This window comes from Streptomyces sp. NPDC048718, assembly GCF_043198875.1.
Lineage (GTDB): Bacteria > Actinomycetota > Actinomycetes > Streptomycetales > Streptomycetaceae > Streptomyces.
The window spans coordinates 315,478-336,005 of sequence record NZ_JBICVG010000002.1; the positions used below are offsets into that span (position 1 = coordinate 315,478).

At 75.5% G+C, this 20,528-nt stretch carries 12 protein-coding genes; 10 read left to right on the forward strand and 2 right to left on the reverse strand.

What is annotated here, in order from left to right; genetic code table 11:
* Positions 1–38: 38 nt before the first annotated feature.
* Positions 39–638 (reverse strand): TetR/AcrR family transcriptional regulator, encoded by a 600-nt coding sequence (locus ACGFRB_RS04445; RefSeq protein ID WP_393238842.1) that lies wholly within the window; start codon positions 636–638, stop codon positions 39–41.
* Positions 639–760: 122 nt separating this feature from the next.
* On the opposite strand from ACGFRB_RS04445, the gene ACGFRB_RS04450 reads away from it, so the two are divergent.
* A complete protein-coding gene (locus ACGFRB_RS04450; protein WP_393238845.1) occupies positions 761–1,774 on the forward strand; it encodes a zinc-binding dehydrogenase in 1,014 nt (337 codons plus the stop codon).
* Between the two features lie 28 nt (positions 1,775–1,802).
* Here the strand turns inward: ACGFRB_RS04450 and ACGFRB_RS04455 are convergent, their stop codons facing one another.
* Complete coding sequence (locus tag ACGFRB_RS04455; RefSeq protein ID WP_393238848.1) at positions 1,803–2,417, reverse strand: hypothetical protein; 615 nt, start codon at positions 2,415–2,417, stop codon at positions 1,803–1,805.
* Between the two features lie 466 nt (positions 2,418–2,883).
* Between ACGFRB_RS04455 and ACGFRB_RS04460 the strand changes: the two genes are divergently transcribed.
* The 9 genes from ACGFRB_RS04460 (at position 2,884) to ACGFRB_RS04500 (ending at position 20,466) form a co-directional block, all read left to right on the forward strand.
* Positions 2,884–3,756 (forward strand): DUF4132 domain-containing protein, encoded by an 873-nt coding sequence (locus ACGFRB_RS04460; protein WP_393238851.1) that lies wholly within the window; start codon positions 2,884–2,886, stop codon positions 3,754–3,756.
* Positions 3,753–8,756, forward strand: a complete 5,004-nt coding sequence (locus ACGFRB_RS04465; protein ID WP_393238854.1) for a DNA-binding protein — start codon at positions 3,753–3,755, stop codon at positions 8,754–8,756. The genes ACGFRB_RS04460 and ACGFRB_RS04465 overlap by 4 nt, the downstream gene beginning before the upstream one ends.
* A gap of 160 nt (positions 8,757–8,916) precedes the next feature.
* Positions 8,917–10,071, forward strand: coding sequence for an AAA family ATPase (locus tag ACGFRB_RS04470; RefSeq protein WP_393238857.1), 1,155 nt, complete (start codon positions 8,917–8,919; stop codon positions 10,069–10,071).
* 131 nt (positions 10,072–10,202) lie between these two features.
* On the forward strand, positions 10,203–13,835 hold the full coding sequence (locus tag ACGFRB_RS04475) for a DUF5682 family protein (RefSeq protein WP_393238859.1): 3,633 nt from the start codon (positions 10,203–10,205) through the stop codon (positions 13,833–13,835).
* Positions 13,832–15,778, forward strand: coding sequence for a hypothetical protein (locus tag ACGFRB_RS04480; RefSeq protein ID WP_393238862.1), 1,947 nt, complete (start codon positions 13,832–13,834; stop codon positions 15,776–15,778). Before ACGFRB_RS04475 ends, ACGFRB_RS04480 begins: the two co-directional genes overlap by 4 nt.
* 249 nt (positions 15,779–16,027) lie before the next feature.
* The gene (locus ACGFRB_RS04485; RefSeq protein ID WP_393238865.1) at positions 16,028–16,753 is read left to right on the forward strand and encodes a dienelactone hydrolase family protein; all 726 of its coding nucleotides are present in this window, start codon (positions 16,028–16,030) and stop codon (positions 16,751–16,753) included.
* 191 nt (positions 16,754–16,944) lie between these two features.
* Positions 16,945–18,846, forward strand: a complete 1,902-nt coding sequence (locus ACGFRB_RS04490; protein ID WP_393238868.1) for an ABC transporter ATP-binding protein — start codon at positions 16,945–16,947, stop codon at positions 18,844–18,846.
* A 78-nt stretch (positions 18,847–18,924) separates the two neighbouring features.
* Complete coding sequence (locus ACGFRB_RS04495; protein ID WP_363003947.1) at positions 18,925–19,128, forward strand: hypothetical protein; 204 nt, start codon at positions 18,925–18,927, stop codon at positions 19,126–19,128.
* Positions 19,129–20,466: a hypothetical protein gene (locus ACGFRB_RS04500; RefSeq protein WP_393238871.1), complete on the forward strand. Its 1,338-nt coding sequence runs from the start codon at positions 19,129–19,131 to the stop codon at positions 20,464–20,466.
* Positions 20,467–20,528 lie beyond the last annotated feature (62 nt).

The window sequence follows — 20,528 nt, forward strand, 5'->3', positions numbered from 1 at the left end:
GCCGGCCCCGGGCCGAAAGGACCCGCAGCCGATGGGCGTCACGGACGGGCCCGCGCCCCCTGGTACGCCCCCGCCAGCACCAGCCCGACCAGTCGCGCCGCGAAGTCCTCGTCCAGCGGGGCGCCGCTGATGAGGGCGCGGGTGAACAGGGGGCCGCTGACCGCCTCGATGACCAGGCCCGGGTCGGTGTCCGGCGCCAGTTCGCCGCGCTCGACGCCCCGGCGGACCATGACCGCGCCGCGTTCGAGGCGTTCGGTCCAAAAGGGGAGGCGGCGATCCGGCAGGCTGTCGTCGCGTTCGGCGCTCAGCCGGAGCAGCGCCTCGCCCTGCGCCGTCGCGAGAAGGCCGGCCAGCGCGCCGAAGTAGGCGACGAGGTCGTCGTGGACGCGCCCGGTGTCCGGGACGGGCATCGCCGTGTCGACCTGTTCGGTCAGCGCTTCCAGGATCAGGTTCTCGCGGGTCCCCCACCTCCGGTAGACGGAGGTCTCGTGGACACCGGCGGCCCGGGCGACGGCGCCGACGGTGGTGCCGGCGAGTCCGTGTTCCGTCAGGACGTCCACGGTGGCGGCGAGGACGGCGGAGCGCATACGGGCCCCCCGGCGGCGCAGGGGCGGGGTGTTCCGGTCGGGCGTGGCCATGATCCATGGTAACGCAGGGCCACTTGCTTTAAGTGGAGGGCGGGCGTACGTTTCTTTGCAAGGCGACTTGCGTTAAGGGGCCCGAGGCCCCGGGGTCGCCACCGCGTCAAGGAGGCCACGTCATGGAGCAGATGCTCGCCGCCCGGCTGCACGTCCCCAGCCGCACGCTGCGGATCGAGGAGGTGGCGAAGCCCGCCCCCGGTCCCGGCCAGGTCCTGGTGAAGGTGGAGGCCGCGGGCGTCTGCCTGTCGGACGTCCATCTGATCGACGGCACCCTCACGCCGCTGTTCCTGCGCGGCGACACGGTCACCCTGGGCCACGAGGTGTCCGGCACGATCGCGGAGACCGGTCCGGGGGTCACCCGCTGGACTCCGGGGCAGCGGGTGGTGCTGTACGCGGGCGAGGTCCGCGACGGGGTCACGTACACCCGCGGTGTCGACTACGACGGTGGCTGGGCCGAGTACGCGCTCTCCTGCGAGCACGCCCTCACGGAACTGCCCGATGCCATCCCCTTCGACCAGGGCGCGATCATCCCGGACGCGGTCTCCACGCCATGGGGCGCGATCACCGTCACGGGTGCCGTGAAGCCCGCCGAGGCCGTCGGCGTCTGGGGCGTCGGAGGGCTCGGCGTGCACGCCGTCCAGCTGCTGCGGGCTGTCGGCGCCTGCCCCGTCATCGCCGTCGACCCCAACCCCACCGCCCGTGAACGCGCCCTCGCCCAGGGCGCCGACCTGGCGCTCGACCCCGCCGACCCGGCGCTGCGCGAGCGGATCGGCGCGGCGACCGGCGGGGCCGGACTCGCCGCCGCCTTCGACTTCGCCGGAGTGCCGGCCGTCCGCGAGCAGGCCCTGACGGTTCTCGCGCCCAAGGGCCGGCTGGTGCTCGTGGGCCTGACCGACCAGCCGCTGACCGTCGCCGACGGCACCCGCTTCAGCTATCTCCAGCAGCGGATCCTCGGCCACTACGGCTCCGACATGCCGGTCGCGCTGCCGCAACTGCTGTCCCTCCTCAAGGGCGGCCGGCTGGACTTCTCCGCCTCGATCAGCGGTGAACTCCCGCTGGCGCGGGCCGCCGAGGCCGTGGAGCGGCTCACGCACAAGACCGGCGACCCGATCCGGCTGATCCTGCGCCCCTGACCGTCCCCGCAGCGGGCGCCCGCCGTGCTCACCGCCGGCGGGCGCCCGTTCCGTCCTCCCCTGCCACCTCGCCGTCGGTTCCGTCCTCCCCGGCCGCCCCGCTGTCGGTTCCGCCCCCGACCCCGCCCCCATCCCCCGAACCGGGCCCGTCCGCAGCGGTGCTGACGTGGAACAGCGCGGCCCGCAGGTCGTACACCGCCCGCTCCATGTCCACCAGCGCGTGCAGCGCCAGCACGATGTCGTCGGGAACGCCCATCAACCGGGCCGCCCGCATCACCTGGGCCCGTTCGGCCGCCGCGTAGACCCCGTCCGCGCCGCACATCTGGATGGCGTGGTACACGAGGTGCGGGGCGGCCCGCCAAGTGTCCACGTCGGTGCGGATGGCGGGCAGCAGCTCCTCGATGTCGGCATCGCGGTAGTCGAAGTCCCGGTAGAGATCGAGGACTTCGCGCGGCGCTCCCATCAGTTCCTGGTGCTTCATCAGCCAGTCGAACTCGGGCTCGCTGAGCTCGCCGTCCGAACCGGCGATCACCATCAGCACCTTGCCGTAGTTGAGGAAGGCCTCCGGGGTCGCGGCCGACAGGCCGTACAGCATTTGACAGAGATCGCTCATCGGCACCTGCTGCTCCGGACTCCGGTTCATGTCCCGTCCTTCGTCTTCGCCGGTCCCGGGCCCGCCGGTCCGGCTTCCGTCCTGGTTCCTCGGATGTCCTGCCGATCTTCGGCGCCGGGGCCGCCCCGCCGCCGGTGAACCGCCCGGGTTCACCCGCCCGTGAGCAAGGCGGCGCGCGGACGGCCGAGGTCGGCCCAGGACAGCCGCTGACGGGCCGCCGGCGGCCGGCACGCCGTCAGCGGCCGGGCGGAATACGGGCCTCGGCCCGCACCGCAGGAGGGCCAAGGCCCCGGCCGTCGTGCCCGACCCGCCCCCTGTCACCCCTCCGACCTGGCACGACGGTGGCCGAAGTGCCCCGGTGTGCCCACCCGCGCGGCCGTTGTCAGTGGCCCTGGATAGTGTCCTTCTCATACCGCAGTCAGGGGGGCCTCGGGGCCTCTGGTTCGGGCTGCGCGGATTCACGATTCCAGCGGAATTGGACGGAGGGGCACGGCTGATGGCGTGGCTGGCAGCGGGTGAGGGGTACGAGATCACCCTTGAGGACGGGCGTGTGGTCGCGCGGCGCGCCGGGGGGCGGCAGCTGAAGAGTCTGCCGAAGGCCTTGCGCGACGACCCCGAAGTGGACCGGCTGCGGCGGCTGTCCGAGTGGCTGGACCGGCACACGGCCTCGTGTCTGGCCCAGGTGGACACCTGGATGGTCTCCTCGCTGCCGGTGCCGACCGAGCTGATAGCCCGGGTATGGCCGGACGAGGCCTGGCGGTCGGCCCTGCGCGACATGGCGGTCGTCGGCGACGACCCCGACGAGGTCGGCTTCCTGCGCGACGTGTCGGCTGACGGGGAGCTGCGGCTCGTCGACCTCGACGGCGAGACGGTACGGATCGCGCCGCGCACCGTGACCCTTCCGCACCCCGTGCTGCTCCCCGATCTGGAGGACGTACGGGAGTTCGCGGCCGAACTCGGCATCACCCAGCGGGTCGAGCAGATCCACCGGGCCACCTGGACCCGCCCGGAGGACGCGGGGACCGGCGCCGCGCGGTCCTCGTCGGCCACGGAGGTACGGGACTACGCGGGCGGGAAGTTCGCGTCCCGCTTCGGTCTCGCCGCGCGCGCCACGAGCCTCGGCTACCGGGTGTCCGGCGGCTACGCCACCTGCAAGGTCCGCGACGGCGACCGCACCGGGGAGGCGTCGGTCTGGATCGGCGAACCCTACTGGGACGGGGAGTCGGAGACCGGCGCGCTCGGCTGGCACGACGAGAACGGCCGCGCGATGCGGCTGACGGAGGTCGGACCGGTCGCCTGGTCCGAGGGAATGCGCATGGCCGCGGCGCTCTACGCGGGCCGCACGATCGAAAAGGGTGGGGACGCGTGACCGGCACGACCACGACCGAGGCCAGGGCCACGGCCACAACGGCGGGGACAGCCGAGGGGACGACCGCGGCGACGGACGACCGGCGGCTGCTCGCGGCGGGAGCCGTCCTCCCGGCCGGCACCGAGGGGGCGGGCCCCTCGGCGGTCCCGCTGACCGCGCGGAGCTACGGCCACCCGGTACTGGGCGAGGAGCGGGTGGTGGTCCGTCTGGCCGCCGCCGAACTCGGCCCGGCGGAGGATCTCGCCGCCGGTTTCCTCGGCCTCGCCCCCGTGGCCGAGCCGGCCGTGGTGGGCCTCGGCCGGCGCCGGGAACTGGGCTTCCCCGAGTGGGTGCTCGTCCACCACCCGAAGGACGGCCATCACGCGCTCGCGGTCGTACCGGAGCTGGACCGGCTGACCCGGCAGGCGAAGACCAAGCCGAAGGCCGCGCTGGACGCGGTCGGCGAACTGGCCGGCCGGCTCGCCGCGTCCGTCCCCCACTTCCTGCCCGTCTTCTACGAGCAGGCCGCGCGCGTCTTCCTCGGCGTGGAGAACACCGCGTACGCGGGCCAGTTGTTCGGCCGCGCCCGCACCAGCGAGGCCCAGCACGGGCTGCCCGTCGACGAGGACCGGCTCGACGCCGTCTTCCTGGAGTTCGCCCTGGCCGGCGCGCTGCCGGTGAAGGTCCTCACGGGGTACGGCAAGGAGCTGTCCGCGCGGCTCGCGCCCGCCGAGGCGTACGAGCGCTTCCGGCGGCTGTGCGTACGCCGGACGGCGGGCGGGCTCGCCCCGTCCGCCCAGGCGGCCGGCGAACTGCGGCGGCTGGCCCGGGCCGCGGGCCGGCCGGGCAGCGAGGCGGAGCAGGAGTACCTCGCGGAGCTGCTGCCGCTGCCCGCCACCCTGCGGGCGGCCGGCGGCTGGTGGAAGACGCACCGTGCGGCGCTGGTCGCGCTGGCCCGCCGGGTCCCGGCCGTACGCGGCACCCTGCTGTCGCTGACTCCGCCCGAGGAGAACGGGGAGATGGCCGCGCTGTGGCTGGGCATCCTCGCGGACTCGGGGGCTGACGCCGGGCTGACCGAGGAGGACGCTCCGGCCGAGACCCGGTGCGCGGACGGTGCCGCCGGCTGGCTGGAACGCTTCCACGCGGCGCGCCATCGCGGCTGGGGTTCCCGGCCGACGCCGCCGGCCCTGCTGGATCTGGTGACCCGGGCGGCCGGACGGCTGCGCGCCGAGCTCGCGGCCCGCCCCGACGGCGCGGGCGTCCTGCGGATCGGCGTCGAGGACGTCAATCTGCTCGATCTGCTGCTGGCCCTGGAGATTCCGGTGGCCGGCCCCGACCCGGACCCGGAGGCGCGCCGCCGGCGCGGGGCGCTCGGACTGACGGACTGGCACCGTTCGGAGGAACCCCGGGATCTTGCGGCGATCGCCGCCGACCCGCGCTTCCACGCCGCCTTCGACGCGGGCGCCGACGAGTACGACGCCGGGCCGGAGAGCGTGGCCGTGATGCGGCGGCTCGCCGCCTCGGCCGGTGGCCGGCCACTGCTCACGGCGTGGGCGCGCCGGGTGGCGCGGGAATCGGTGTCCGCCGGACTGCCGGGACTGCCGAAGGCCATCGCCCGCCTGTCGTGGCTGCCCACCGAGGCCCTCGCACTCGCCAAGGAGGAGGTCGCCGCCGCGACGGGCGCCGACCTCGGCGCTCTGCTGGCCCGCACCCTGCGCGGCGGCCTGTGGGAGGAACTGCACTGGCCCGCCTGGGAGGAGGCCCTCGCGGAACTGGCCCCGGCGCGCAACGGGCGCGGCGGCCTGACCGTCGTGGAGTCCTGGCCGTATCTGATCGTGGCGAACAGCGCCCAGGTCCGGGTCGTCGGCCCCGACGCGACCGTCCTCGTGCACGATCTGCGCGGGCGCCCGGCCAACGTCCGCAAGTACGGCTTCCACTACGTGGACGGCGCGCTCCTGGTGTTCTGGAGCACCTACGGCCGCGAGGAACCCCAGGGCTACTGGCACACCGATCCCGACCGGGTGTTCACCCTGGACGGGGTCGACGAGTGGCGGATGCGCTCCGAACACCTCAGCCTCGCGCTGCCCGGCGGCGGGCGCACCACCGGCCGCGGGGTCCTGCACGCCGGGGACACCCGGGTGCCGAGGGAGAGTCCGGTGCTGTCCGACGGCTCCTCGTACTGGGTGTGGGACAGCCCCGAGGGGTCGGCCGACTGCGGCTGGAGGGAGTACGACCCCGCCGAGGGCACGCACGGGCGGCGCTCGCAGCCGGGCTTCCTGGCCGACGCGCTGCTCCCGCACGCGCCCGGTGCCCGGCTGTTCGCGCAAGACTCCTGGGTGCGGCCCGCGCCCACGGTCGAGGGCTCCGTCCTCGGCACGCCCGCCGACGGTCTGCTCGGCTGGCGCGTCGTACGGCTGCCGGGCGCCGGCTGGCACGCCTCCGACACCGCCGGGCGCGAGATCACCCTGCCCGAGGACAGCCGCCGGCCGGTCGCGGCCCTGACCTTCCCGGGCGACGACCGCCCCCGCTCGCTGACGCGGGAGTGGCGGACGCTGTCGCTCGGCGACCCGGACGGTGTCGTCACCACGACCGCTCACGCCGGCTACGACGACATCTTCGAGACGGCGGCGTCGGCCCTGCCGCCGCTGCCCTTCCTGTACGCGCTGCGCGCCCGCGACCCGCGCGGGTCGGCCGCCCTGCGCGCCGCCGACGACCAAAGCGCCGCGGACCTGCTGAAGGCGGCCGTCGCCGCGCCGCGCGTCACGGACTTCCCCGCGCTGGTACGGGCCGCGCTGCCGGACGTCGCCACCTCCGAACTGGTCGCCGGTGTGGTGCGGGTGCTCCACTTCGCCGTCCAGCAGCAGAAGGCGCTGTCCGCCGTGGCCGACCGGCTCGACCCCGCGAACGAGCCCGCCGGGGCCCGCGCCCAGGGCCCGTCCGACCATCTGCTCGGCGCCGCGCTCCACGGCATCGTGGACTCCGGGTACTACAACCGGGGTGCCGACGAGGACGTCTCCCACCGCTATCTGACGGAACTGGCCGCGGCGCGCGCCGACACCGCGGTGAAGGCCGTGCCCGGCCGGGTCCACTTCGACCTTCCGGCCCTGCCGTACTCCGGGCTGCCCTTCACCGCCATCCTCGACCAGCCCGCCGCACTCGCCTTCCGGGCGGTCGCTCCCGGTACGGCGGACGAGCACCGGACGGCCCTGCTCGCCGTGCTCGGGCGGATCGACGCCCTCGGTCTGGCGTCGGCCGCCGGATCGGCCGGGCACTGGCGCCGGGTGACCGTCCGGCTGGAGCAGGCGCAGCTGACCGCGCCGGACGGCCAGGGGCGCAATCCCTCCCATCGCAGTGTGCTTCCGCTCGGCGGCGGGGCGGCGCTCGGCTTCACGGAGCCGGTCGAGTACACCGGACATCAGGTCCACCACGCGAGCACCACGCCCACCACCCATGGCCGGGAGTTCGGCGCGCTGCTGCACGACCCGAGCGGCCGTTTCGAGGTGCCCGGCCCCTACACCCTGCGCGGCAGCGCGGCGGTCGGCGACCCCGCCCGGGGCGCGGACTGGCTGACCGCGTTCCTGAAGGAGGCGGGCGCGCGCGGGCCTGCCCCGTTCGCCGCCGAGGCGGCCGAGGAATTCGCCCGGCTGACCGGAGCCACCGGCGCCCTGGCCCGGATCGTCGTCGTCGGCATGCCCGGCATCGACAGCTGGGAGAACAACTTCCTTCCCGCCGAACTGCGCAAGACCCTCGGCCTGAAGGTCGCCGAGGCCAGGCTCGCCCGTGACGAACTGCGGGCGCTGTCCTACGAGGTACGCCGAGCGGTCGTCGCGGCGCTGCTGCCCGAGGACCCGGCGGCGCTGTGGACCGAGGGCCCGGACGTGGCGGCGGCGGCCGAGGTGTGGAACGCGCGGGTCGGCAAGCGGGTGCGAGTCCCCGACTGGCTGACCACGGAGGCCACCCGCGCCGTCCGCGGCGGCTGGCCCACGCCCCGGGCGCTGTCCGCGCTGCTCGACCCTCGGTCCGCCGCGGAGCTGAGCACCGACGTCGCCTGGCGGATCAAGAACGACCGCCCGGAGCCCGTGGTCCCGGACGAGCCCTCCTTCACCCACACGGTGCTGGTGAGCACGCTGAGCCTGACGGCCTGGCTGGCCCACCGGCTGCCGGCCGGGGACGCGGCGCGGGCGGCACTGCCGGCCGCGCTGACCGCCGTACGGCAGCGGCTCGCCGCACCGGAACTGCTGCTCGCCATCGGGCACTACACGTCTCTCGCGGACTTCCGCAAGGCCGCCGGCGCGCCGACGGAGACGGCCCCGGACCACGAGCGGTACGGCGCGGTCCTCATGGCCACCCACGACGACCGGCCTCTGCCGGCGCTGCGGACCTCGCTGCTCGACTCCACCGGCTCCGACCCGTACCTGGCCCTGCTGCGCGGCGCCGAGCAGCATCCGACGGCCGTCGAGGTGGCGCTGCGGCGGGCCCACGACCCGGTGTTCGCCCGGCTCCTGGCCGACCCGGGCGCGCCCGCGGCGGGCGAGCGGGACGAGGACGGGACCTGGTGGCCGCAGGACCCGTCCCGTTCGGTGCCCGAGCTGGTCGCCGAGGCCGCCGGGACCCATGGTCTCGGCGCGGACGCCGCGACGCTGTATCTGATGCTCCTCGCGCTGCCCGACCCGACCGACCGGAACACGGCACGGTGGACCGGGTGGAAGCCGGCCCGGCTGAAGGCGGCCCGCGCCGAACTCGCCGCCACCGACCTGGTCGTGCCTGCGGTCCGGGCCCGGGCCGGACGCTCGCTGTTCCTGCCCGGCGCCTGGGTCGAGCAGACGGCGCCCGTGCCGCCCGTCGAGCGGTGGAAGCTGCCGATGTACGGGCCGCTCGCGGGCGACCGGCCCGCGCTGGGCGCCCTGGTGCCGGTCGAACCGGTCGCCGAGCTGTACGCCCGGGCGTGGCGGCGGATCACCGAGGGCGACCTGCCGCGCTTCGAGGAGCTCAAGGTGAAGCGCACCCGCCGGCGCCGCTGAACCGACAACGGGCGGGCGGCGGGCGGGGCGTGCCCCTTTTCGGGGTGCGCCCCGCCCACCGCCCCGCACCACCGTCCCGCCGCCCCGTCCCCACCTCTCCGTCGTCGTTCGTCGTTCACCGGTCCTCGCGGACCGTTCCACCCGTACAAGGAACCCACGCATGAGCGTCACCCCATCGTCCACGCCCGCCCGGCAGGTCCTTCCGGCCGAGGAGCGCCACGCCACCGAACTCGCCTTCCTCGCGGCCCAGGACCCGGGCCCCCGCCCGCCCGGCTGGGCGCTCACGCCGCGTGCCGTCGTCACCTTCGTCTGCGGCAGCGACGGGGTGGAACTCGCGCTGCCGAAGCGCCGGGCGGGCCTGCCCGCGAAGCTCGTGATCGCCCCGAAGTTCGTCGGCGAGCGGGCGCTGGTGGAGCGGTGTGTCGTGACCCTCGCCGGAGAGCGCGGACTGCTGCTCACCGGCGAGCCCGGCACCGCGAAGTCGATGCTGTCGGAGCTGCTCGCCGCCGCCGTCTGCGGCACCAGTGCCCTGACCGTGCAGGGCACCGCCGGGACCACCGAGGACGCCTTCCGCTACGGCTGGAACTACGCCCTGCTGCTCGCCCAGGGGCCCACCCCCGAGGCGCTGGTGGACTCCCCCGTGCTGGCCGCGATGCGCACCGGCCGGGTGGTGCGGGTCGAGGAGATCACCCGCTGTCTGCCCGAGGTGCAGGACGCCCTGGTGTCCCTGCTGTCCGACCGGCGTCTCACCGTTCCCGAGCTGACCGCCACCGAGGACGCCGTGGTCAGCGCCGTCCCCGGCTTCACGGTGATCGCCACCGCCAACCTGCGCGACCGGGGCGTCTCCGAGATGTCCGCCGCGCTCAAGCGCCGCTTCAACTTCGAGACGGTGCACCCCATCGCCGACGCGGACGCCGAGGCCGTCCTGATCCGCCGTCAGGCCGTCGCCGCGGTCGAGCGGGCGGGTGCCGGCTTCGGTGTCGACGACGCCGTCCTGGACGCCCTCGTCACCGTCTTCCGCGACCTGCGGTCGGGCCGTTCCACGGAGGGCTGGGACGTGGAACGGCCCGGCACCGTCATGTCCACCGCCGAGGCGGTGCAGGTCGCCGCCTCCATGGGTCTGGCGGCCGCGTATCTGCCCGGCGGGGACGTCCTCGATCTGCTCCCCGGCCATCTCCTGGGTGTCGTCCGCAAGGACGACCCGGCCGACCACGCCCGGCTGCTCGGCTACTGGGACGGCCCGGTCCGCCGCCGCGCCGAGAACGGCTCGGCCATGTGGCGCCGCCTCTGGGACCTGCGCGGGAGCCTGCGGTGACCGCCGTCGTACCCCTCGATCCCCCCGGCGGTCCCGACGACCCCGATCGCCCCGATCGCCTTGGCCGTTCTGGCCGTTCAAGCCGTTCAGGCCGTCTCGACAGGCTCGACGGGCTCGGGCCCCGGGAGGCGGTGGACGCGCTCGCCGCGTCGCGCACCCCGTATCTGCTGGGGGTACGCCACCACAGCCCGGCGCTCGCCGCGATGGTGCCCGCGCTCCTCGACGCGGCGGGCGCCGAGACGGTCTGCGTGGAGCTGCCCGCCGACTTCCGGCCGTGGCTGGAGCATCTCGCCGACCCCGAGACCACGGCGCCGGTCGCGCTGGCCGGTTCGGGGCGGGACGGGCGGCTGTCGTTCTATCCCTTCGCCGACTTCTCCCCGGAGCTGGCGGCGGTGCGCTGGGCCCGGGAGCGCGGCGCCGAGGTCGTCTGCTGCGATCTGCCGCTCTCCGACCCCGGCTGGTCCCTGGCGTCCGCGCCTGTTCTGCCGACCGACGGCGCGGAGAGTGTGGCCGGTGCCGAACAGGCGCAGGACGCGGACGGCGCGAAAGGGCCGGGCGGGGGCGGTCGCCGTTCCTTCGCCGCCGCGCTCTCCTCCGCCGGAACCGGCCGGGACGGCGACGACCTGTGGGACCGCGCCGTCGAGGTGCTCGCACCCGGCGGTTCGCCCGAGGCCGTCCGCCGGGCGGCGCTCGGGGTGGGCTGGGCGCTGCGCTCCGACGGCGCGGTGCCCGCGACCGATCTCGCCCGCGAGGCCCGGATGCGCCGGGTCGTCGCCGAGGCCGCCGCGGGCGGCCGGCGGGTGGCCGCCGTGATCGGCGCGTTCCATGCCCCGGCGCTCCTCCTGGACGGCACCGGGGACGCGGTCGGCGCCGAAGCCCTCGGCGACACGGCCGAAGGCCCGGACGGGGAGGCGCGGGCCGGCCTCGGCACGGGGACGGCGACGGCGGACGCCGAAGTGCCCGTCACCTCGTTCGTGCCGTACTCCTTCGATCTGCTCGACTCCCGCTCCGGCTACCCCGCCGGCATCCGCGACCCGCGCTGGCAGCAGGCCGTGTTCGAGGCGGGCGGAGACCCGGAGCGGCTCCGCGACGCGGCCGCCGCCGCGCTGACGGGTCTGTGCCGCGAGCTGCGCCGGGCGGGCCACCCGGCCGGCACCGGCGAGGCGGCCGAGACCCTGCGCGTGGCCTGCGACCTCGCGTCGCTGCGCGGACTGCCCGCGCCCGGGCGCGGCGAACTCCTCGAAGCCGTCACCTCCGTTCTCGGCCAGGGCGAGCCCCTGGGCCGGGGCCGGGCGCTGGCGCGCGCCCTGGAGGCGGTCTTCGTCGGCACCGCCCGCGGCCGGATATCGCCACACGCCCCACGCTCGGGTCTCGGCCCGGCCGTCGAGGAGGAGCTGACCCGGCTGCGGCTGCCGCGCCCGGAGGAGCCCGAGTCCCGGGAGGTGCGGCTGGACCCCCTGCGCTCGCCGCTGGACGGCGAGCGCGAGGTGCTGCTGCAACGCCTGCGGGTGATCGGGACCTCGTACGGCGAGCCGGTCGCCGTCAACGCGACCGGCGACGGCACGGCGCTCGGCCGCAAGTGGCGGCTGACGTGGACGCCTTCGGTGCCCGCCCGCCTCGATCTCGCGGGCGCCCGCGGGGTCACCGCCGCGCAGGCCGCGGCCGGCACGCTGCGCGAGACCGCGCGCCGTGAGGCAGCCGAGGGCGGCCCGACCGCCGCACAGGTCCTGACCGGGCTCACCGCCGCCGCGCGCTGCGATCTGCCCGGACTCGTCGACGACCGGCTGCGTGAAGCCGCCGCCGTGCTGCCCGCCACCGCAGACCTCCCCGAACTCCTCTCGGCCCTCGATCTGTTGGAGGGACTGCGGCGCGGCCACTATCCCGGGACCACTCCCGAGGCCCGCACGGTCGCGGGCGAGCTGACCGGCGAGCTGCTCGAAGCCGCCGTCCGCGCGCTGCCCGGTCTCGCCGGAAGCGACTCCCCCGCGGACGCGGCGGCCCTGGTGGCGCTGGCGGGCCGGGCGGCCGCCCGGCAGTCGGGGCTCCGGATGGACCATGTGCTCGCCTCTCTCGCCGCCGACGCCTCCCCGCTCGTCCAGGGCGCGGCCCGGGCGGTCCGTGTGCTGCTCGACCTCGATCCGGCCGACGGGCTGGGCGAGCGCGTGGCGGGATGGATCGACGGGGCGACCGGCCCCGACGCGCGGCGCGCCCTGGCGAAGCGGCTCGGCGGGCTGCTCACCGCCGCCGGGCCGCTGCTCCAGTCGTCCCCGGCCGCGCTCACCCCGCTGCTGGACCGCGTCGGCACCCTCACGGACGAGGAGTTCCTGGACCGGCTCCCGGCGCTGCGCGGTGGTTTCGACGTCCTCACCCCGGCCGCCCGCGACCGCATGCTGACCACGGTGACCGAGCGGCTCGGCGACCGGCTCGACCTGTCCCTCGACGCCCCGCCCGAACTGCTCGCCCTGTGGGCCGCCGCCGACGCGGCCGGGCTCGCCGCACTGAAGGCCCTTGCTCTGCCCGGCGCCGACGCGGCCGGCACGCACGCGCCGACGTCGGACGACCGCATGGTGGAGAACCGCGCGGAGGGCGTGCCCACGCACCCCGTCGCCCCGACGCCGCCCGTCCCCACGGCCCCGCCCGTGCCGGAGCGCCGGCTCGGCGGGGCGGACCGCTGGCGGCTGCTCCTCGGCCGTCACCAGGACCGGCTGAACGGTGCGGCCCGCCGGTACGCGAACGCCCTGGACGAGCTGTACGGGCACGGCCGCGGCGAGGGCGCCGAGGATCTCGGCGGCGGGTCCAAAGGCGGCCGGGAGGCTTCGTTCCCCACGGCCCGCGAGTGGTCCGAGGAACTCCGGGCGCTGTTCGGCCCCGATGTCCGCGAGGAGGTGCTCGCGGACGCCGCCGGCGCGGGACGTTCCGATGTCCTCGCCGAGTTGGACCCGGCGTCCGTGCGCCCGTCGGTGGAGTTGCTGAGTTCGGTGCTGTCCCTGGCCGGCGGCCTGCCCGAGGCCCGGCTCGCCCGGCTGCGGCCACTGGTGAAGCGACTGGTCGACGAACTCGCCCGGGAACTCGCCACCCGGGTACGCCCGGCCCTGTCCGGACTCTCCACCCCGCGTCCCACCCGGCGCCCCGGTGGCCGTCTCGACCTCGCCCGTACCCTGCGCGCGAATCTGGCGCACACGCGCCGCACGGACGACGGCCGGGTGGTCGTCGTCCCCGAACGCCCCGTGTTCGGCAGCCGGTCGGCGAAGGAGGCGGACTGGCGGCTCGTCCTCGTCGTCGACGTCTCCGGTTCGATGGAGGCCTCGGTGATCTGGTCGGCGCTGACCGCCGCGGTGCTGGGCGGCGTACCGACCCTGTCCACGCACTTCCTGGCCTTCTCCACGCAGGTGGCGGATCTGACCGACCGGGTGAAGGACCCGCTGTCCCTGCTGCTGGAGGTCCGCGTCGGCGGTGGGACGCATATCGCCGCCGGGCTCGCGCACGCCCGTTCGCTGATCACCGTGCCGAGCCGCACCCTCGTCGTCGTGGTCAGCGACTTCGAGGAGGGCGCGCCGGTCGCCGGGCTGCTCGCCGAGGTCCGCGCGCTCGCCTCGTCCGGCGCGCATCTGCTCGGGTGCGCGGCCCTCGACGACACCGGGACGCCCCGCTACTCGGTTCCGGTGGCGCGCCAGCTCGTCGCCGCCGGCATGCCGGTGGCCGCCCTCAGTCCGCTCGCCCTCGCCCGCTGGGTCGGCGACCGCCTTCGTGGAGAAGCCCGTTGAGCACCGAACTCCTGCCGCCCGTCGCCCCCGAGGTCCTCGCGGGGGCCGTGGAGCAGCTGACCGCGCGGCTCCGCAAGAAGCTCGACGCCACGATCGCGGAGTGCGGCGAACGGGCCGCGGCCGGTGCGGACGGGGCGGTCGAGGTGCGTTTCGGCGAGGACACGGTGGTCACCCTGCGACCGGGTCCGGCGGGCGCGGTCACGGAGGCCGGACAGGCCGTGTGCAGCTGCCTTCTGGCGCCGCGTTGTCTGCATCGGGCGGCGGTGCTGGGGGCGGCCCCGATCGCGGAGGTGTCCGGCCTGTCCGGACCGACCGAGCCCGGGGCGGACGCGTCGGCCCGGTCCGGCGGCGGGGCGGACGGGGAACCGGCCGCCGTCCCGGCCCGGCCCACCGCACCGTACGTCCCCTCCCCCGCGTCACCCGCCCCTTCGTCGCCCTCCCCCTCGTCCTCCCCCTCGTCGTCCACCGGGTCCGTACCTTCTGAGGGAGCCGGGGAGACCGCGCTCACGCCCGCGCAGACCCGGGCCGGAACCGCTCTGTGGGAAGCGGCCGCCGAGGCCCTGTCCGCCGGGGTCGCGGCCGGCGGGGCGGTCGTCCAGGCCGAACTCCTGCGTGCCGCCCACAGCGCGCGGCTTGCCGGGCTGCCCCGCGCCGAGGCCGCCGCGCTGCGGGTCGTACGGGGCCTGCGCGCGGCGCGGGACCGGAGCCAGGGGCAGCGGCTCGGCGATCTCGCGGACGCCTTCCGCGCACTGCTCGCCGGTGCCGCGCCGCTCGCCTCCGGCACGGCCGGCGCCGCGTGGGCCGGGGGCGCGCGCCGGGCGTACGAACAGGGCGGCAGCCTGCGCGTGTACGGCCTGTGCCGGGAACCCGTGCTGTCCGCCACCGGCTACGGCGGTGTGACGACCCATCTGCTCGGCGCCGACGGCAGCGGCTACACCCTCTCCGACGTACGGCCCGGTGGCCTGGGCCGGGCCAGGGGCGCGGGCTCCGCTTCCGTGGCGCTCGGGGGCGGGATCCTCGACCACGCCGGGCTGGCCCGCGGGGGGCTGCTGATCGCCGGTGCGACCGTCTCGGCCGATGGCCGGCTCGGCGCGGGCCGGAGTGTACGCGCCACGCCGCTGCGCGGGGTGGACTGGTCGAAGGCGCCCGTGGCGGCGCTGTTCGCCCGGCCGGTGCACGAGGCGGTGGCCGAGGCGCTCGCGGTGGCCGCGGAGAGCGGGACGGGCCCGGACGCGCCGGGTGCGGGGCTGCTGGGCTGTGATGTCGAGGTGGTCGGTGCGGCCGGGGACCATCTGGTGGCCCGGGTGCTCGGCGGCGGACCGCTGGTGCGGCTGCGCCCCGCCCATCCGCACCCCGAGCTGCCGCACGCGGCCAATCTGCGGCTGATCGCCGCGTTCCCGGGGCTGGCGCTGCGGGTCCTCGGCCGGCCCGATCTGGACCGGGCGGCGACGCTCCGCCCGCTGGCGGTGGGGCCGGTGCCGGGGACCACGCACACCCTGCGGCTGCCGGAGGAGTGGCGGGGGCGGGCCGATCTGGGCTACGACCGGCTCCAGGGCGACAACGTCCCGCGGGTGGCACCGGCCGGCGCGGACTCGCGCACCGGCCCCGGTCCGGTCTCGGCCGGTCCTGATCCGCTGGCGGAGGCCCCGCTGTGGCGGGTGCGACGGCTGCTGGAGACCGGCGTCGCGGGCGGTCGGCGGGCCGTCGCCGAGGCGGCGCGCGGCACGGAGGCGGCCGGTTTCGCCGTGCCGCTGCGCCGGGCCGGGCTCGTCGGCGCGGCCCGGCTGGCCCAGGACCTGACGGCCGAGGCGGACCGCCGCCCCCGCGACTCCTTCGGCCGTCTCCTCGACCCGTCGGCCGACGGCTACGCGCGCGCCTGGCTCGCCTCGGCCGTCCATCTGGCCGCCGCGGAACGCTTCCTGGTGGCCGCTTCCTGGAACTGAGGCGCCTGGAAGCAGGACGCCCGGCCGCCGGGTGGGGTGACATGCGGGAGCCGGTCGCCCCGCCCGGCGGCCGTATCGGGCGGGGAAGGCGGCGGCCTTGTCGGGCGTGCCAAGGATGACGGTCGGCTCCGGTGCGGGGCTGTCCTCCTCGCCGGCGATGAGGTCGGGCATGAGGGCGGGACAGACCGCTGTCTGCCATCGGTGAACACCGCCCCCGAGCGGGCGCAACGGCCATTACCGTCCAGCCACATGACGACGGTCACCACCCGCACGGTCGAATACCCGGCCGACAATCTGACGATGATCGGACACCTCGCGCTCCCGGCCGGTGCCGAGCGCCGGCCCGCGGTCCTGATCGGGCCCGAGGGGATGGGGCTCAGCGATGTCGAGCGCCGCCGGGCCGAGGCACTGGCCGAACTGGGGTACGTGGCAATGGCCTTCGACCTCCACGGCGGACGCTATCTGGACAACCCCGAGGACATGCTGGCCCGTTGCCTGCCGCTGCTCGCCGACCCCGACCGGATGCGAGGAATCGGTCACGCCGCGCTCGACGTGTTGCGTGCCGAACCACGGGCCGACCCCGACCGGATCGCCGCCATCGGCTACGGCACCGGGGGCGCGGTCGCGCTGGAACTCGGCCGCGACGGCGTCGACCTGCGCGTGATCGGGACGGTCAACGCGCTGACCACGGGCCGACCGGGCGAGGCGGCACGCATTCGCTGCCCGGTATGGGCCGGGGTCGGCTCGGAAGACCCGATCATGCCGCCCGCGCAACGGGTCGCGTTCGCCGAAGAGATGCGGGCCGCCGGCGTCGACTGGCGCCTCGTGGTCTACGGCGGGGCTTTGCACGCCTTCCATCACCCGACGGTCGCCCACGCCACGCCTCCCGGCGTCGGCTACCACCCCCGGCACGCGCGTCGAGCCTGGCGGGACATCGTCGCTCTGCTCGCCGAGTGCCTGCCCGTCACGGAGTGATCCGATCGCTTCTTGATGCCCGCCCCTGACCATCGCCGTCCGGCTCCGGGCCGAGCGGCGGGCGCAGGCACTGTCGGGCCGGGAAGATCGTCGAGTGATCCGGGGTCTCCTGGGGCAGTGATGGCGATATGCGCCCGTTGGTACGAATGCCGCCCTTGGTGTGGCCGGCGGGGCTGGAAAGGTGGCCCTCGATGGCTGAACGGCGTACGCGCGCCATGGTGTCCTCCGCGGTCTTCGCCGTCCGTCTCGCCTGGCTGGCCGACCGGCGGGCCCTGGTCCATGTGCTCGTGGTGCAGGTGCTGGCGGCGGCGGGGATGGCCGCGGCGCTGGTGGTGACGCAGAGGGTGTTCGGAGCGGTGCTCACGGACGGGCCGGCGGCGGCCGGGCGGTCTCCCTCGCTGGTGCCGGCGGTGATCGGGGTACTGGTGGCGGGCGCCGCGTTCGGCGCCCTGCGGCTGTCCGGGACGGCCCGGATGGCGGTGCTCACGGTGAAGGTGGACCATCTCGTGGCGAGCATGGTCCTGGAGGCCGCGGTGGCGGCCGAGTTGCGGCAGTTCGAGGATCCGGGCTTTCACGACCGGCTGCAGCGGGCCGTCTTCGCCTCGCGCCGCCAGCCCGCCCTGGCCGTCGTCCTGCTCGTCACCGCGTTCCAGGCGGCACTGACGGTGCTCGCGGTGGGCGGCGCGTTCCTCTTCATGGCCTGGTGGCTGCTGCCGCTCGTCCTGCTCAGCGCCGTGCCCGCGCTCAGGGCTGCGGGCTCGCAGCGCGGCGCCCACCACGATCTGCACCACGGACTGTCGGAGAACCGGCGGTTGCGGGAGTACCTGGAGCGGCTGCTCACCGGCCGGGACGAGGCCAGGGAGATCCGGGCGCTCGACCTCGGGGGTGTGCTGACGGAGCGCTGGGAGGAGCAGTACGCGCGGGAGATCCGCGAGACCGAGAGTCTGCTGAGGACGCACGCCAGACGCCGGATGGTCGCCCAGGGCGCCGGGGCGGCGATCACCTGTCTGGCGGTGGGGAGCCTCTGGTGGATGGCCGACCGCCATCTGCTGCCTCTGTCCGTGGCGGGAGCGGCGGTGGCCGGGGTGTGGCTGCTCTCCGTACGGATCAATACCTTCGCCGGCATGCTCAGCGGCATCGGCGAGAACCTGCTCCGTCTCATCGATCTGAAGGACTTCACCACGTCGGCGGCGGAGACGACCGGGACGGGCGCCCGGAAGGACCCGGCCGCGACGCCCCGGCCCACTTTGATGCCACGTCAAAAGACAGGGGAAAGCCCCTCGTTCGGCCCGTTCGGTGAATTCCGCGCCGAGAAGCTGTGCTTCACCTATCCCGGCGCGGACACCCCGGCGGTGCGGGACGTGAGTCTGGAGCTGCGGCCGGGGCAGGTCGTGGCCCTGGTGGGGGTGAACGGCTCGGGCAAGACGACGCTCGCCGCTGTGCTGGCCGGGCTCTATCCGGCGGACAGCGGCTGTCTGCTGCTCGACGGCGAGCCGGTCACGGACCTTGCCGCCCATCGCGAGCGGACGGCGGTGGTCTTCCAGGACTTCACCCGCTACAAGCTGCCGGCCGTGGACAACATCGTCTTCGGCCGTCCGCACGCCGACGCCGACCCGGCCCGGGTGCGGGAGGCGGCCCGGCGGGCCGGGGCGCTGGAGTTCCTGACGGAGCTGCCGGATGGTCTGGAGACCTCGCTGGGCAAGGAGTTCACCGGGGGCGCGGATCTCTCCGGAGGCCAGTGGCAGCGGCTGGCCCTGGCCCGCGCCTTCTACCGGGACGCTCCCCTCGTCATCCTGGACGAGCCGACCGCGGCCCTCGACGCGCACGCCGAGGACCGGCTCTTCGCGCGGCTGCGGGGACTGTTCACGGGCCGGTCGGTGGTCCTGATCTCCCACCGGCTGCGCAGCGTGCGGCACGCCGACCGCATCTACGTGCTGCGGGGCGGCCAGGTCGTCGAGCAGGGCGATCACGCGTCGCTGCTGGACGCGGGCGGCCCTTACGCCGATCTCTTCCGTGCGCAGGCGGAGGCGTTCGGGAGCACGGGCACCGCGCGGCCCGGCGCCCCCGCCCGTCACACCTCCACGACCGGATAATCGCACGCCCATCCAGGGCCCCACTCCTACGAGTCGCCCCCTCTAGACGCTTCGGACAGACACCCCCATGCTGGATTTATGGTCACTTACACGGAAGAGACACTGTCTCTCACGCCAGACACCGAAATGATCGCCGAAATCGAAGAGATCTTCACCGACACCTTCCTCGCCCCCATGGCGTGCCGGGTGCAGGGTGAAGGCTGCACGGGAGCCGTCGGGTGCTGCCCGGGCCTCGTGTGTATCTCCACCAACGGCTACAGCGGCTTCTGCCAGCAGCCGTAGGTGATGTTGTCGCCAGGGGTGGTCGTGGCCGAACTGGGCAGCAGCGCGGTCCTGCTGAACACCAGCAGTCCCGCCGCCGCCTATGTCAGCCCGACCGCCCTTGGTTGGCTTCAGGGCCAACCACCCGCCCCCGAACACCACGACCAGCACGCGCACTGCTTCACCCAGTGGCGCTCCGCCGGCCTCGTCTCCTCGGGCAACGCGTCCACCACAACCGACGAACCCGGCTCGCTGGAGGCACAGGCGGCCGCACTCGCGGCCCTGCCCGGGCATCCCGTGCTCGTGGTGGCCATGGCAGAGGCCTGCGGCTTCTGCGATCAGCTCGGCGCCGACCTCGCGGCGAACGCCGCCGCTCTCGCCCGCCTCGACGCCTCCGTCCTGCTCGTGGACGCCGACGGCGCCCGGCTGCTGGGCCGCTCGCTGTACATCCCGGCCTACCCCGGCCTGATCCGCCTCGGCCAGGACGCCGCGCGGCGGGGCACGCCCACCGCCGTCCTGCTGTCCCGCGACCGGCCGGCCGAGGTGCTCACCGGGTTCGCCGAGGTCAGCAACGCGCTGATCACCCTCAGCGGCGCCGATCCGAAGGCCACGACCGTGGAGGCGCCCACCAGTTGTTCGGTGAACGTCGCCGCCGAGCCCGTCGACGCGGTCCTCACCGCCACGGTGGGCAAGACGCGTCTGGGGATCGCGGTCCGCGGCCCCGAGGCCCGCCGGATCGCCGAGGAGGCCACCGGCGCCGTCGCCGAGGAGGGCTACACACCCGTCACCCTCACCCTGGAGCGGCCCGAGACCTTCCATCTCCTCTTCCGCGGCGGCGAACTCCTCGCCCGCGCCCGCACGCCCGAGGCCCTGCGCGAGGTCCTCGACGCCGTGCTGGCCGGGTACGCGCGCTTCGCCGCCCCGGAGCGGGACGAGATCCCGGTGCTGTGCGGGGCCGCCGTACGCGAGGGAGGGGGCGCCGTGCTCTTCCCCCGCAGCTGGATGTCGGACCTCGTCAAGCGCGCCCGGCAACTGGACCAGGCGGGCTGGCGACTGCGGCCCGAGCCGTACACCCTACTGCGGACCGCCCCCGACACCGCCGCGCTCCATCTGCCCGGCGCGGGCGGAGCCGGGCAGCCCGGCCCGGCGGTCACCGCGGTCCTCACCCAGGCTCCCGAGGGCGGCGCCCCGCCCAGCCGGCCCCGGCTTCTGGCGTCCATCGTCAACTGGATCGCCCGGCCGGCCGCCGCCGACTCCGTCCACACACTGGCGGCTTCGCTGCGGCAGGTACCCGTCCTCGCGGGCACCTGGCAGGAGGCCGTCACGCATCTGACCCGGACCGACGAGGGCCGTCCCTGACGCGGCGGACCGGCTGGACACAGGGCCGCTCCTGAGGCGATACGCCGCAGGAGCGGCCCGCT

What these genes read in the sequence shown, in the direction of transcription:
- ACGFRB_RS04445 (WP_393238842.1), bottom strand. Translation starts at nt 638, where the DNA reads ATGGCCACGCCCGACCGGAACACCCCGCCCCTGCGCCGCCGGGGGGCC.
- ACGFRB_RS04450 (WP_393238845.1), top strand. Translation starts at nt 761, where the DNA reads ATGGAGCAGATGCTCGCCGCCCGGCTGCACGTCCCCAGCCGCACGCTG.
- ACGFRB_RS04455 (WP_393238848.1), bottom strand. Translation starts at nt 2,417, where the DNA reads ATGAACCGGAGTCCGGAGCAGCAGGTGCCGATGAGCGATCTCTGTCAA.
- ACGFRB_RS04460 (WP_393238851.1), top strand. Translation starts at nt 2,884, where the DNA reads ATGGCGTGGCTGGCAGCGGGTGAGGGGTACGAGATCACCCTTGAGGAC.
- ACGFRB_RS04470 (WP_393238857.1), top strand. Translation starts at nt 8,917, where the DNA reads ATGAGCGTCACCCCATCGTCCACGCCCGCCCGGCAGGTCCTTCCGGCC.
- ACGFRB_RS04485 (WP_393238865.1), top strand. Translation starts at nt 16,028, where the DNA reads ATGACGACGGTCACCACCCGCACGGTCGAATACCCGGCCGACAATCTG.
- ACGFRB_RS04490 (WP_393238868.1), top strand. Translation starts at nt 16,945, where the DNA reads ATGGCTGAACGGCGTACGCGCGCCATGGTGTCCTCCGCGGTCTTCGCC.
- ACGFRB_RS04495 (WP_363003947.1), top strand. Translation starts at nt 18,925, where the DNA reads ATGGTCACTTACACGGAAGAGACACTGTCTCTCACGCCAGACACCGAA.